Origin of the sequence: Tropicimonas sp. IMCC6043 (assembly GCF_004146235.1) — a bacterium.
GTDB lineage: Bacteria > Pseudomonadota > Alphaproteobacteria > Rhodobacterales > Rhodobacteraceae > Tropicimonas.
In genome coordinates this window covers 315,041-328,279 of the sequence record NZ_SELO01000003.1, presented here as the reverse complement: position 1 = coordinate 328,279, position 13,239 = coordinate 315,041, and the positions used below count along the sequence as shown (strand labels likewise).

The 13,239-nt window shown below is 63.5% G+C and carries 11 protein-coding genes; 5 read left to right on the top strand and 6 right to left on the bottom strand.

The features are described from left to right. Position 1 precedes the first annotated feature (1 nt). The 6 genes from EU800_RS05835 to EU800_RS05810 all read right to left on the bottom strand — a co-directional run bounded on the left by EU800_RS05835 (position 2) and on the right by EU800_RS05810 (position 8,006). Entirely contained in the window at positions 2–949 is a 948-nt protein-coding gene (locus EU800_RS05835) for an ABC transporter permease (RefSeq protein WP_129629507.1), read from the bottom strand. A 70-nt stretch (positions 950–1,019) separates the two neighbouring features. After that, positions 1,020–2,087: a substrate-binding domain-containing protein gene (locus tag EU800_RS05830; RefSeq protein WP_129629505.1), complete on the bottom strand. Its 1,068-nt coding sequence runs from the start codon at positions 2,085–2,087 to the stop codon at positions 1,020–1,022. Between the two features lie 75 nt (positions 2,088–2,162). After that, positions 2,163–3,224 carry a substrate-binding domain-containing protein gene (locus tag EU800_RS05825; protein ID WP_129629503.1) on the bottom strand — a complete coding sequence of 354 codons (1,062 nt, stop codon included), beginning with the start codon at positions 3,222–3,224 and terminating at the stop codon, positions 2,163–2,165. Between the two features lie 28 nt (positions 3,225–3,252). Further along, positions 3,253–4,509 carry a M20 family metallopeptidase gene (locus EU800_RS05820; protein WP_129629501.1) on the bottom strand — a complete coding sequence of 419 codons (1,257 nt, stop codon included), beginning with the start codon at positions 4,507–4,509 and terminating at the stop codon, positions 3,253–3,255. Next, a complete protein-coding gene (locus EU800_RS05815) occupies positions 4,506–5,672 on the bottom strand; it encodes an ROK family transcriptional regulator (RefSeq protein ID WP_207209858.1) in 1,167 nt (388 codons plus the stop codon). Before EU800_RS05815 ends, EU800_RS05820 begins: the two co-directional genes overlap by 4 nt. 789 nt (positions 5,673–6,461) lie before the next feature. Further along, positions 6,462–8,006 (bottom strand): sulfatase, encoded by a 1,545-nt coding sequence (locus EU800_RS05810; protein ID WP_129629497.1) that lies wholly within the window; start codon positions 8,004–8,006, stop codon positions 6,462–6,464. Positions 8,007–8,095: 89 nt separating this feature from the next. On the opposite strand from EU800_RS05810, the gene EU800_RS05805 reads away from it, so the two are divergent. The 5 genes from EU800_RS05805 to EU800_RS05785 all read left to right on the top strand — a co-directional run bounded on the left by EU800_RS05805 (position 8,096) and on the right by EU800_RS05785 (position 13,072). After that, entirely contained in the window at positions 8,096–8,875 is a 780-nt protein-coding gene (locus EU800_RS05805) for a helix-turn-helix domain-containing protein (RefSeq protein WP_129629495.1), read from the top strand. A 38-nt stretch (positions 8,876–8,913) separates the two neighbouring features. Continuing rightward, a complete protein-coding gene (locus EU800_RS05800; protein WP_129629493.1) occupies positions 8,914–10,170 on the top strand; it encodes an ABC transporter substrate-binding protein in 1,257 nt (418 codons plus the stop codon). Between the two features lie 74 nt (positions 10,171–10,244). Continuing rightward, complete coding sequence (locus tag EU800_RS05795) at positions 10,245–11,138, top strand: carbohydrate ABC transporter permease (RefSeq protein ID WP_129629491.1); 894 nt, start codon at positions 10,245–10,247, stop codon at positions 11,136–11,138. Positions 11,139–11,142: 4 nt separating this feature from the next. Continuing rightward, positions 11,143–11,967: a carbohydrate ABC transporter permease gene (locus EU800_RS05790; RefSeq protein WP_129629489.1), complete on the top strand. Its 825-nt coding sequence runs from the start codon at positions 11,143–11,145 to the stop codon at positions 11,965–11,967. Positions 11,968–11,977: 10 nt separating this feature from the next. Further along, positions 11,978–13,072: an ABC transporter ATP-binding protein gene (locus EU800_RS05785; RefSeq protein WP_129629487.1), complete on the top strand. Its 1,095-nt coding sequence runs from the start codon at positions 11,978–11,980 to the stop codon at positions 13,070–13,072. Positions 13,073–13,239 lie beyond the last annotated feature (167 nt).

Sequence of the window (13,239 nt, the reverse complement as noted above, 5' to 3'; positions counted from 1 at the left end):
TTCAGCGATTGGGATCGCGCAGAGAGACGGCAACGGCCGCGAGAACGATCAGCCCCTTGATGATCATCTGCCACGAGACGGAGAGCCCCATGAGGATCAGGCCGTTCGACAACATTCCCATCATCAGGCTTCCCACCAGCGCGCCAGGAATCGTTCCGCGGCCGCCGCTGAGGGCTGTGCCGCCGACGATGACCGCCGCGATGACCGTCATCAGGTCGCTTTCTCCCAGGGTGTATCGGGCCGCCTGGAGACGGCCGGCATAGAGCAGCCCGGCAAGGCCCGCGCAGGCACCGGAGACCACCAGCACCGAGAGGCGGAGCCGCGCCACCCGGATGCCCGACACGAGCGCGGCGCGAGGATTGTCGCCGGTGGCGAGAATGTGGGCGCCGTAGCGCGTTTCGCGGAAGACAAGATGGCCGATCAGGAGCGCCAGAACGGTCCAGATCACCAGCGAAGGAATCCCGAGCAACTTGCCGCCGCCAAAGATGCCGATGAAGGTATCCGCGGTCACCGGGATCGACTGAAGGTTGGAGAGTTCGCGCGCGATTCCGGCCACGACGCCCATCGTTGCAAGGGTTACGAGGAAGGAGGGCAGGCGGACATAGGCGACGATGGCACCGTTGACGAAGCCCACCGCCATACCCGTGGCCAGCCCGGCGGCAACGCCGACCGGCCAAACCGTGACCCGCATCACCATCGCGGCCACGATGGCCGACAGGGCGACGGCGGCGCCGAAGGACAGGTCGATTTCACCTGCCGCAAGAACGAAGACCAGGCCAACGGCAAGCACGGTCGCGGGCGCTGTCTGGAGAACGATGTTGGTCAGGTTCTGGGCCGAGAGGAAGCCACGATCCCAGAGCATGACAGCGAAGAAGAGGAAGATGAGCACGAAACCCGCGTAGACGATAAGTCCTTGCAGAACGGCCCGGTTGGGGAGGGAAATAGACATGGCGCAGGTCCGTATGCGGGTCGAGGGATCGGGCTGCGCCGGGCGGTGACCCGGCGCAGCGGGGAGGGGGTCAGTTCAGCGCATCGACCACCGACTGCGGCGGGTCGACGTTGAGAGACGCGCGCCAGCCGTCGACGAGGTTGTCGCGGTCCACGATCCCCGCGCCCACCACAAGGAGGGGGGCGACAGGCTGCTCGAGCAGCGACGCGGCCCCGGCCCGGGCTGCTGCAACGCCGATGCCGTAGGCCTCATCGGCGATCAGTGCGGCCACCGATCCGCCACGGGCCATGTCGAGGGCGGCGGGTTCGTTCAGGTCGATGGACACGATCTTCACGTCCTCGCGGCCCAGCTGGCGAAGGACGGCCAGCACACCGAGGGCGGGTTCCGTCCAGGGAACGTAGATACCGTCTATCTCAGGATGCTGAGTGAGCATCGCGTTCGCGATGTCCTCGATACGGGCAGGGTCCGCCATACCGGCCTTGGCAACGATCTCAAGTTCCGGGAACCGCTGTTCGATGTTCCACACGAAGGCCTGGTCACGCTGGTTGGTGACCTGGAAATCGGCGTCGTGGAAGATGTAGCCGATCTTGCCCGCGCCCTGCAGCGCCGTGTTCATGGCCTCGGCGGTGCGCGCACCAATTGCGGCGCGATCCGAGGTCACCGTCGTCACGAAGTCCGTGCCCTGGGTCAGGCCGGCGGGCGCGTTGTCAATGAAGACCAGCCGCGTTCCACTCTGGGCAACCTTGCCGTAGGTCGCGCGGCCGGCGCCCTCGTCGACCGGAAGCGAGATCAGGATGGAGGGTTTGAGGGTCAGAACCGTTTCGACATCCGCGGCCTGCCGCGCCGCGTCGAAGCCCGCGTTGGTTTCGGCGACGACCTCGATGCCGAGGCGCTCGAACTCGTCCCGGGCGCCGCGCGAGACTGCGGACGACCAGTCATAGAGCTCGTGCCAGGCGAAGGCGGCCGAGTGGTTGCCAGCGATCAGAGCCTGCACATCGGCCTCGGACAATATCAGCTCGTCGACTGGGGTCGCGGGTTCGCCATTGGGCCCGGAGGTTACCGGCTCTTCTGCCGAGGCGCCGAAGCCGAAGGCGAATGTGCTGCACAGGGCGAGAGGAAGGAGGAGTTTGTGTGACATGGAAGCCATCCGGTTGCGAGAGGGTTGCAGGAGGGTGCCGCGCCCGGAACGGTCCGGACGCGGCCAGGGAGGAACCTATTGCAGCGCGTCGAGAACCGATTTCGGCGCATCGAGATGAAGCGAGGTGTTCCAGCCTTCATTGACGTTCTCGGCCGTGACCGAAACGGCTGGCGCGACCACGAAGGGCGGGGTTTCCAGACCCAAAACGGCACGGCCTCCGGCGGCAGCCATTGCGCGGCCAAGTTCGTAGGCCTCGTCGGCGACGATTCCGACGACATTGCCGCCCTTGACCATGTCGAGCGCGATCGGCTCGGAAAGGTCGAGCGTCACGATCCGGGTCGTCTTATTGCCGTTTGCGCGAAGCGCCGCCAGCACGCCTTCTGCCGGACCAGCCCAGGTCACGTAGATGCCGCCGAGATCGGGGTTCTGGAGCAGCATGGCGTTGGCGATCTCTTCGGCCCGTGCCGGATCGCTGATGCCGGCTTCGGCAACGATCGTCATGTCCGGGTAGTCGGTTTCGATCGTGGTCTTGAAAGCGTTGTCGCGTTGGTTGGTGACGTAGTAGGCCGCGTCGTGGTAGATCCAGCCGACCTCACCCGTGCCTTCCATCGCGGTCGCGAGCGTGTCGGCGGCCTGCTTGCCCATCTGGAAAAGATCATCAGTCACGATGGCCGCGTAATCCGAGGGGTGTTCGTAGCCCGAGGGTAGGTTTGACAGGAAGACGAGCTTGACGCCCGCGGCGCTGGCCTTTTCGAAAGCCACTGCCGACGAAACCGGGTCGAGCGGCAGCGAGAGCATGATGTCGGGCTTCAGGGCGAGGGCGGTTTCAATGTCGGCCAACTGGCGCGCGCTGTCGAAACCGGCCGAAGTGGTTGCAACGACCTCGATGCCGAGCCGAGCGAACTCGTCGGAGGCGCCCGCTGTAACCGCATTCACGAAATCTGACTGATCGTGCCAGAGAAGAGCCGCCTTCAGGCCGCGGCCCTGGAGTTCGCTTGCCTGTGCCTCGTCCAGGGTGACTGAGGAGGAGGGCGTTGCCGCTTCGCCCGACGGCCCGACGGTCTGCGCCGAAACGGGCATGGCCAGGAACGCGAGCACCGAAAGCGACGCGAGCAGGTTTCGAGATGTGCAAGTCATGGTCTTTCTCCCTGATGAGGCCCCGGTTTTACGTGGGCCGGATTCCGCAAGTCAGCGCGATGAAGGTGGCAAAGGCGACGATCCCGTCGAAGTAGTCCTTGAGCGGAACGCGTTCGTAGTTGGTGTGGCAGATGCTGATGTCGCCCGGAGCGCAGTAAACGGCCGGGATTCCGAGCCTGTCGGTCAGGAAAGGAAGCTCCGACCAGAACGGTGCGCCTTCGATCCCGCCGCGGTCCGCGCGGACAGCGGCGATCGATGCGGAGAGGCGCTGTACCAGGTCGTGATCCGGTGCGATGCCTGCGGGAGAACCACCAAGCGGGTGGTCCCGTCCGGCGGGAAATCTGATCTCGACATCGATGCCGGCAGGAACGGCTGACCGGACGACGGCTTCAAGATCGGCTGTTGCGGCGTCAAGGCTGTCGCCGGGCAGAAGCTTGCCGATCAGCGAAAGGCGGCTTTCACCCGGCACGGCGATCAGGCCCCCCGCCGCAAGCGACGTCACCAATGTGAAGGCGCGTCCGAGAAGCGGGTGCTCCCTTGAAGCGGCCAGTTGGTCGGAGTGATCCCAGATCGCTTGCAGCACCTGGTGGGCAGCCTTCAGCGCATCGCGCCCAAGTTCCGGGCGACCGAAATAGGCGGACTCGCCCGTGAGTGTGATATCCGCGATGTAGAAGCCGATCTGGACCGGAAGCACCTGCAACCGGGTCGGTTCGACATAGATGGCAAGGTCCGGACGCGCGATCCGACCCTCGAGGGCCGCGTCTGTCCAATGGCGCATACCCGCGCTGATACCACTGCCGGCCTCACCGCTTTCCTCGTCGCCGACGAAGGCGAACGAAACGCTGCCCTCGAGCGCAATCCCGGCCCTGTCGAGGAGATCGAGCGCGGCGAGCGATGTGCAGATGCCTGCCTTCAGGTCGGCAGAGCCGCGCCCCCAGAGCTCTCCGTCAATGATGGCTGCCCCGAACGGGTCTTCCTGCGGCTGTCCGGCCCAATGGGCGCTCCAGTCAGCGGGGTGAACGACATCGGTATGCCCCACAAAGAGAAGGTCCGCGCCGGTCCCGGATCCCTGCCTGCGCCCGGTGATGTTGGGGCGACCGACCCGAAACTCCTCCGTTTCTGGCGAAAGGCGCAACCGCTCCATCTCTGGCCGGAGCATTTCGACCATCGCTGCCTCCGATCCGGTCACGGACGCGGCGCGCACCGCCTGTGCCAGCAGGTCGGTCGCGGCCTGTGTGTCGAGATGCGGGCGGAGACGGGCGGCGAGGGAGTCTGGCGTTGTCATTCCACCGCCTCCGCGAGTTTCCCCTGCTTCGGAGTGGGAAGTGTCACGACCGCACCCGGCGCGGACTTCGCGAAGAGTTCCGTGTGCAACTCGGTAAGGCCGATCGCCACGGCACCACTGAGCGCCGCGTGGCTGCCCAAAAGGCCCGTCTCCACGCGGATCGGGAATGGGAAACAACGCTTGAGCTGCGCCTTGATGCCTTTGAGGATCTCGGGACGCGCGCCGATCGAGCCACCCAGAAGCACGAGTTCCGGGGCGACTACGGCGCCGAGTGCCGCCACGGCGCGGGCGAGTTGCCGCGACAGGTCGTCAAGCACGCTCCGAGCAGCTTTGTCGCCGGCCTCCGCAGCGTGAAAGATCTCCGGCACCAGCAGGTCTTTTCCTGTCGCCTTGCGGTAGGCTTCGCGGATTCCATGCGTGGCCGAAACGCGTTCGAAGGCGCCCACCCGCAGCGACTCCTCTTCGAACGGGTCGGCGCCGAACGGCAGGTAGCCCAACTCGCCGGCCGCCCCCGTCCCGCCGCGCAGGAGGCCACCGTTCAGGATCAACCCGGCGCCGATGCCCGTGCCCAGTGCGATAAGGGCAACCTGATCAATGCCCTGCGCCGCGCCCAGCCAATGCTCTCCGAGAACCGCAAGATTGACGTCGTTCTCTAGCAGCGTCTGCGTGCCGGTGGCCGCGGCCACGGCCGAGCGAAAGTCGATCTGGTCGATCCCCGCGATATTGGGCGCGAAGTTTATTCGACCTGATTTCTGATCCGGCACGCCCGGGCAGCCGACTACGGTCTGCCGCACCTTGGAGCGATCCACGCCGGCCTCAAGGACGGCCTGTTCGACAAGCTCTCCGATCTGGGCGGCAACGGAATGCCCACCCTTGGAATGGGTGGGCGCGACCACTTCGGAAACAAGGGTGCCGGCGAGATCCACGATCGCAACGCGCACCTTGGTTCCTCCGAGGTCGACTGCCGCCATGAATGCGCTGTCGTTGACCAACTCGTAGGTCGTTGCCGATCGGCCGACATGGCCCGAAGTCCTGCCGGTTTCCCGGACCCAGCCATCCGCTTCAAGAATGCGCACCAGTTCAGAGACGGTCTGCTTGGAGAGCCCGGTCTGTTTGGAGATGGATGCCCGCGAGATCGGCCCGCAATGGATGATGCTCTGCATCACGGAATACAGCGACACTTGCCTGGAAAACGAGGGCTGCAGAGTCGGATCCATGAATCACCTATTAGTTCGTTCTGTTACCGAACAAATAGATCCAATCGGGTTCTGTCAAGACTCTTGGATCGATCTGGCTGTGTCAGAACGCATTCCGTTGAGCGGGGCGGTGTGGTCTCCTGGCGTCTCGTGATTCCGGATCGTGATCCCTTCAAACGCCTTCCGACCGGCCCGCGGATCGTCCTTCCGGCGGTCAAAACGGCTGTGCGCTTCCCTCTTTGACTGTTGGAAGTCGAGGAACTGCTGGATGATCGAGGATCGATGCCAGCCACGAGTCGGCAGGCACTGGTGCCGGTGCTCACGTCCAATGCTTGCGTCCGAGATCCGCAAAAACGCGCCGCGTTTTCATTCATATCCCTGACGGCTTCGGTCTCTCGACGAGATTTCCGCGAAGATAATTGTCGCGCGGCCTTCCTTGTGGCTGGCCTTCAACCAAGAGGGCAAGGCACTGGAGAGGCTCGGGAAAAAGACTTGGGACAAGTAAGCGGCGCTTAAAGAGGTCAGCGCGGATGATTGGCGAGAAACCGGCCGCTGGCAAAGCAACCGGAGGCGATAGCGCACCTGCCAATCCAAAGACGAGAGCACCCGACGAAACGCGTCCGGTGGCGCGAGTTCTGCAGATCCTCGTCGTCCGCGCCGGCTGGCCCCAACTTGGCGAAGCTCAACGGGCAGGCCCGCCTTGTGCATTCGGACATGAGTTCGAGTTGGTTGGTCGGCACCTCTCAGGTGCTGTGTTTACCCGCCGGCATGCTCGGCCAGTGCCGCGGCGCTGTCGTGCTCCGGCACGTCGCCGATCTCGGCCATGCGTGCATCGAGTTTGGCGAGCATGTCGGCGAAGACGTCCGCATAGGCCGGGTCGCCGGCGAGGTTGAACAACTCGAGCGGGTCTTTCTCGCAATCGAACAGTTCCCACTCGGGCGGTTCGTCGGGACCGTGCGCGCCGGGCTGGCCGAGATCGGAATTGTACCAGTAGATCAACTTGTAGCGATGTGTCCGCAGACCGTAATGCGCCCAGGCGTTGTGATGCTCGTCCTTGTGCATCCAGTAGCGGTGATAGGCGGCATCGGGCCAGTCCTCCGGCGTCCGTGCCTCAAGGATCGGCCTCATTGAACGGCCCTGCATGTAGGAGGGCGCCGGCAGGCCGGCATAGTCGAGGAAGGTCGGGGCGAAATCCACGTTGGTGGCGATTTCGGTGCAGGTGGTGCCGGGCTGGATCGCCTTCGGATAGCGGATGAGGAAGGGCATCTGCAGCGACTCCTCGTACATGAACCGCTTGTCGAACCAGCCATGCTCACCCAGGAAGAAACCCTGGTCGGAGGTGTAGATGACGATCGTGTTTTCCGAGAGGCCCTGTTCGTCCAGCCAGTCGAGCATCCGGCCGACATTCTCATCGATTGCGTTGATCGTCGCGAGATACCGCTTGAGATATCTCTGGTATTTGAACAGTGCGAGTTCTTCCTCAGTTTCGAAGGTGAAATTCTCGCCGGTATGTTTGTCGATCAGCACCATCCCGCGCGGGTCCTCGGGGTGCGGGACGCGGCGCGTGGACCAGTAAGGCACGCTCAGCTCGCCGACTTCCGAGCCGCCTTCGGGCTGGACAAGGCCGAGATCGGTATAGGTCATGTCCATCCGCACGCGCATCCGCGCGGCCTCGGCGGCGCGTGCGCGGTTCTCGTAGGTGTCGTTATAGGTCTCGGGCACCTTGATGTCCCGGCCCGCGAACATGTCCCTGTCGCGCGGATGCGGCTCAAACGGGCGGTGCGGCGCCTTGTGGTGGCACATCAGGAAGAAGGGGCGGTCGGGGTCACGCTCTTCCAGCCATTTGAGGCTCTTGTCGGTGATAACGTCGGTGGCATAGCCCGGCTCGACGATCTCCTCGCCCATCTCGATCATCACCGGATCGAAATAGACGCCTTGCCCCGGCACGACCGACCAGAAATCGAAACCTGTTGGCTCATGCGGCTTGCCTTCGCCGAGGTGCCACTTGCCGATCATCGCCGTCTGGTAGCCGTCGCGGCGCAGGTGCTTGGCCACGTTCGGCCAGCGATTGTCGATATGGGTGTCAAGCGTGGTGACGCCGTTCACATGGTTATAGGTGCCCGTGAGGATGGTCGCGCGCGAGGGCGTGCAGATGGAGTTCGTCACGTAGCAGTGGTCGAGCCGCATGCCTTCATTCGCGATGCGGTCGAGGTTGGGTGTTTTGTTCAGTCCGTGTCCATAGGCCGAGATCGCCTTCGATGCATGATCGTCCGACATGATGAAGAGGATATTTGGTCTCATCGGAGGCTCCGTCCCTGAGGGTCCCGTGGCAAAATCGTTGACCCATTTCTCAAATATGGTAGTAACAAAATCAAATACGGGATTCAAGCATGTCCGGATCGACAAAGAGGGTAATCGCGATACTGGAGGCCATGAGGGTCACCGGCGCCAGCGAGTCCGATGGCGGCATGACGGCACAGGAGGTGATCGAACGCTCCGGGCTGCCGGCCTCGACGGGCTATCGCATCCTCACCGAGTTGCAGGACATGGGCCTCGTGCACCGCACGGCGCACCGCAAGCTGCTGGCGAACTTCGTTTTCGAGCGCCGGCTGTCCGGCACGGTGCTGGACCCGGAGCAACTGGCGCTCGCATGTTCACGTCTGTCCGACAGGCTTAGATCGGCGGCGGAAGCCGTCGTTCTCAGCGGACAGAACATCCTGTGGCATATCGTCGAGCAGCACCCCGAACAGGCGATCCGTCTGCGTGCCTATCCCGGCTTCACGCGCACGGCCCACGAGCTCGACTCGATTTCGCGGCTGGCGCTGGCCCATGTCCCTCTGTCGGTGCTGGAGCGGTCCTGGGACATGCACGCGTTCTACACCACGGGGATCGACCGGCGGCCGCTCGACCCGGAGGGAGCGCGCGAGATGCTCGCCTCGGTCGATCCGCGCGAGATGCAGTTCGACATGATGGGGAACTCGAAGGGGGTCCGACGCTTCTGTGTCGCGATCCATGATACCCAAGGTGGACTGGCCTGCCTGCTGACGGTGGCCGAGGCCGCCACGCCGGTACGCGACGAGGCCGCCCATATCGAGGAAATTCGCGCGCTTCTGGAGGAGCAGAAGCGCTGCATCGAAGAGCCCGTAGACCAGGCGGCGTTATCCGGCTGATCCGTGGGCGCACTTGGCGTTTCACAAGGGAGGAAACCATGAAGCTCAAATCACTCGCACTGGCAACCGCAGCGGCAATGATCGCCGTTCCGGCCATTGCCGAAGACCTTGTCCTGTCCATTGGGTCGCGCGGCTACGGTCCTGCCGTGGAGCGCAACCTGGCGCGGTATGCCGAAGCGAACCCGGACATCAACATCGAATGGAACAAGGTGTCGGACGTTCCGGGCGAAACGCGCAAGCTCTACGTCACCGGACTGACCGCCAAGAGCCCGACGCCGGATGTCTATGCGCTCGACGTGATCTGGGCGGGCGAGTTCGCCCAGCGTGGCTGGCTGGAGCCGCTGAACGGACTGCTGTCCGATGAGACCATCGCGACCTTCAACCCGTCGCTGCTTTCGGCCTCCACGGTCGATGGCGAGGTTCATGCGCTTCCGCTCTATGCCGACGGCATCCATTTCTTCTATCGCACCGACTTGCTGGAGAAATACGGGCTGGACGTGCCGCAGACCTGGGAGGAGGTCCTCGCCGCCTCCGAGGTGATCGCCGATGGCGAAAAGAACCCGCAATTCTACGGCTTTGTGTCCATGTGGGCCAAGATCGAAGGGTTGTTCATGAACTGGCTGGCCTTCGTCAATGGCAACGGCGGCGGCATGTTCGACGCCGACGGAAACCTTGCGGTGAACCAGCCGGCCAACATCGAGGCCACGCAGTTCATGGTGGACCTGTTGAACGAGCACCGGGCGGCACCGGACTCGATCCTCAACATGAAGCCCGACGATGCCCGGACGCTGTTCCAGCAGGGGCGCGCCGCCTTCCTGATGGTGCAGGACTTCGTCTACGCCCCGCTTTCGGCCGATGACAGCCCTGTCGCCGACAAGTTCGACTTCACGCGGGTGCCGTATTTCGAAGGGCACGCGGACGCCAACAGCACCACGATGGGCGGCTGGTTCCTCGGGATCAACCCGAACTCCGAGAACAAGGAGACCGCGGCGAAGTTCCTCGAATTCTTCACCGCCTATGACCAGCAGCTCGCCGCAGCCATCGACGACAACCGTGCTCCCACCATCCCCGCGGTTTACGAGAACCCGGACATGGCCGGGGCCGAGGTGCTGGCCAAATTCGGCTCCAACTACGATTTCGGTGTTGTTCGCCCGTCCGCGGAGACCGGCAGCAAATATCCCAAGGTTTCCGAAATCATGCAGCTGGAAATCACCAATGCGCTTCATCAGCAGAAGACCGTTGAAGAGGCTCTGAACGACGCCCAGACACAGATCGAAGCCGTCCTCGCCGAGTAAGCCCCGAACCTCCCACGGGCGCACCCCGGCGGCGCTGGCCGTCGCCGGGGACCTTTCCAACCAACAGGCACGTCATGACCGTCCGTTACTCCCGGCTCGACCAGCGCCGTCAGGCGGTGGCCTTCGGCTTCGTCTCTCCGACGTTGTTGGTGATCACGCTGATCCTGGTCTACCCGATCCTGCAATCCATCGTCCTTAGCTTTGGCGATTCCAGTATCGACGGCTCGGAGCCATGGCGTTTCGTCGGCCTAAAGCACTATGCGACACTGGCGCAGGATTCCCGTTTCTGGAACTCGCTCTGGGTGACGCTGACATTCACGGCACTGTCGATTCCATTGGAACTGATCCTTGGCATCGCGCTCGCCGTGCTGATGAACGAGCATTTCCGCGGCAAGGGTCTCGCCCGTCTCGCGGTGCTGTTCCCCTGGGCGCTGCCCACCGCGCTCAACACTCTGATGTGGCGGTGGATGTACAACACCGACTATGGCCTCTTCAACGCCGTGGCGCTGCAGTCCGGGCTGGCGGACCGGCCGATCAACTGGCTGGGCGACGAGACGCTGGCGATGATGTCGATGGTCATCGTGTCGGTCTGGAAGACCTCGTCCTTCATGGCGCTCATCATCCTCGCCGGTCTGCAATCCATCCCGCGAGAACTCTACGAAGCCGGCCGCATGGACGGCATGAGCAGATGGCAGGAATTCCGCGAGATCACGCTGCCCCTGCTGCGTGGCCCGATCATGGTGGCGCTGATCGTGCGCTCGATGGACGCTCTGCGCACGTTCGAGTTGCCCTTCAACCTGACCGACGGCGGGCCGGTGACGGCGACCGAGAGCCTGTCGCTCTATGCCTACAAGGTGATTTTCGACTTCATCGACTTCAACTTCGGCGCTTCCATCGTCGTGGTGCAGTTCCTGGTGATCTTCGCGATGTCGCTGCTCTACATCGTCACCTTGCAGAAAAAGGACTGAGCCCATGAAGAGACTTCCCCGCTTCGGCCTCTATATCCTCGTCGTGATCTCGGTAATGATCTCCTTCCTGCCGATCGTCTGGCTGATCCTGACCTCGCTCAAGACGACCGCCGGCATTTATGCCTGGCCGCCGCAATACTTGCCGCAACCGTTCACGCTGGCGAACTACACCAAGATCGTCACCGAGTCGCCCGAGCTGCTGCTCTATGTGCTCAACAGCTTCATTGTCGGGGTGGGCTGCACCGCCCTGACGCTGTCCATCGGCGGGCTGGCCGGCTATGCGCTGTCGCGGCTGCGGATGCCCCGGGCCACGGTATTGATGGTGTTCATCCTCGCAGTGTCGATGTTCCCTCCGGTCTCGCTGCTGCCGTCACTGTTCCAGAACTTCCTGAACCTGGGGCTGCTGAACACCTATCTGGGTCTGATCATCGCCCATACCGGGCTGTTCCTGCCCTTCACCGTGTGGATGCTGGCCAGCTACTTCGCGACGTTGCCGCCCGAGATCGAGGAGGCCGCGCGGATGGATGGCATGGGATTGATGCGGATCTTCCTGAGCATCGTCATCCCGCTCAGCTGGCCCGGCTTCGTGGCGACAGGGCTGATCGTCTTCATCTTCTCGTGGAATGAGTTCCCGCTCGCGCTGGTCCTGATGACCCAGAACGCCATGCGCACCGCGCCAGTCGGCATCTCGCTCTACCCGGGCGAATATGCCTTCCCCTGGGAAACCATCTCTACCGCTACCGTGATCGCCATCGTGCCGATCCTCGTGATCACGGCCATCTTCCAGAAGCAGATCGTCGGCGGGCTAACCGCTGGCGCCGGAAAGTGAGACCTGTCCAATGACCGAAGTGAAACTGGAACGCATCGGCAAATCCTACGGCGCGGTTAAGGCCGTGCAGGAGTTCGACCTGACGATCGAGGATGGCGAATTTCTCGTCCTGCTCGGACCGTCGGGTTGCGGCAAGTCCACGACGCTGCGGATGATCGCGGGGCTGGAGAGCATCACCACGGGCGACCTGATGATCAGCGGACAGCGTATGAACGATGTCGACCCCAAGGACCGGGGCGTGGCAATGGTGTTTCAGAACTATGCGCTCTATCCGCACAAGACCGTGTTCGACAACATGGCCATGGCGCTGAAACTGCAGAAGGTGCCTGTGGCCGAGATCAGGGAGCGCGTCGGCCGGACGGCGGAGATGCTGGGCCTGACGGAGTATCTCGACCGCAAGCCCGCGGCCCTCTCGGGCGGCCAGCGCCAGCGGGTCGCAATCGGTCGGGCTATCGTCCGCACGCCCAAGGTGTTCCTGTTCGACGAGCCGCTCTCGAACCTCGACGCCAAGCTCAGGGTGAAGATGCGCATGGAGCTACAGGAACTGCATGACAGCCTCGGCGTGACCTCGATCTATGTCACCCACGATCAGATCGAGGCCATGACGCTGGCCGACCGTATCGTGATCATGAACGGCGGCGTTGTCGCGCAGGTGGGCACGCCGCGCGAAGTCTATGACAGCCCCGCCGACGAGTTCGTGGCGGGTTTCATCGGCAGCCCGTCGATGAATTTCATCGACTTGCGGCGGGACGCATCAGGGCTCTGGGTCTCGGTCGATGGCGGCCTGTCCTTTCCGTCGCTGCCCTTCGCCTCGGGGGACCGTAACGAGATCCGGCTGGGGATACGGCCCGAGCATGTCGAGGTCGCGCCGCTTTCCGACGCAGAGCCGAAGTCGGGCGACTTCACGGCTACGGTCCGTCTCGCGGAACTGCTCGGTGCGGATGCGCTGTTAAGCCTCGATATTGGTGGCTGCCGGCTGACAGCGCGCGTTGGTGGAACAGGTCACCCGCGGACCGGAGACGTTCTCCGTGTCGCGCTGCCCGCGGCGCTCCTGCATGCATTTGACACCGGCAACGGCAGGGCCTTGGAGCGAGCTTCGACGTGAGAAGCCGGGAGTGCTTCGGCAAGTCCATCGCCAGTTTATTCGGGACACGAACGGCTGACGTCGAATGGAGAAATCCGCTCGTTGGGGTTTCCATTCCCACTGCAATCGGTCGAGGAAGCAATCGGCGCGTCTCGATGGTCTCGGCGCGGGCGGAGATTTCAATCGTC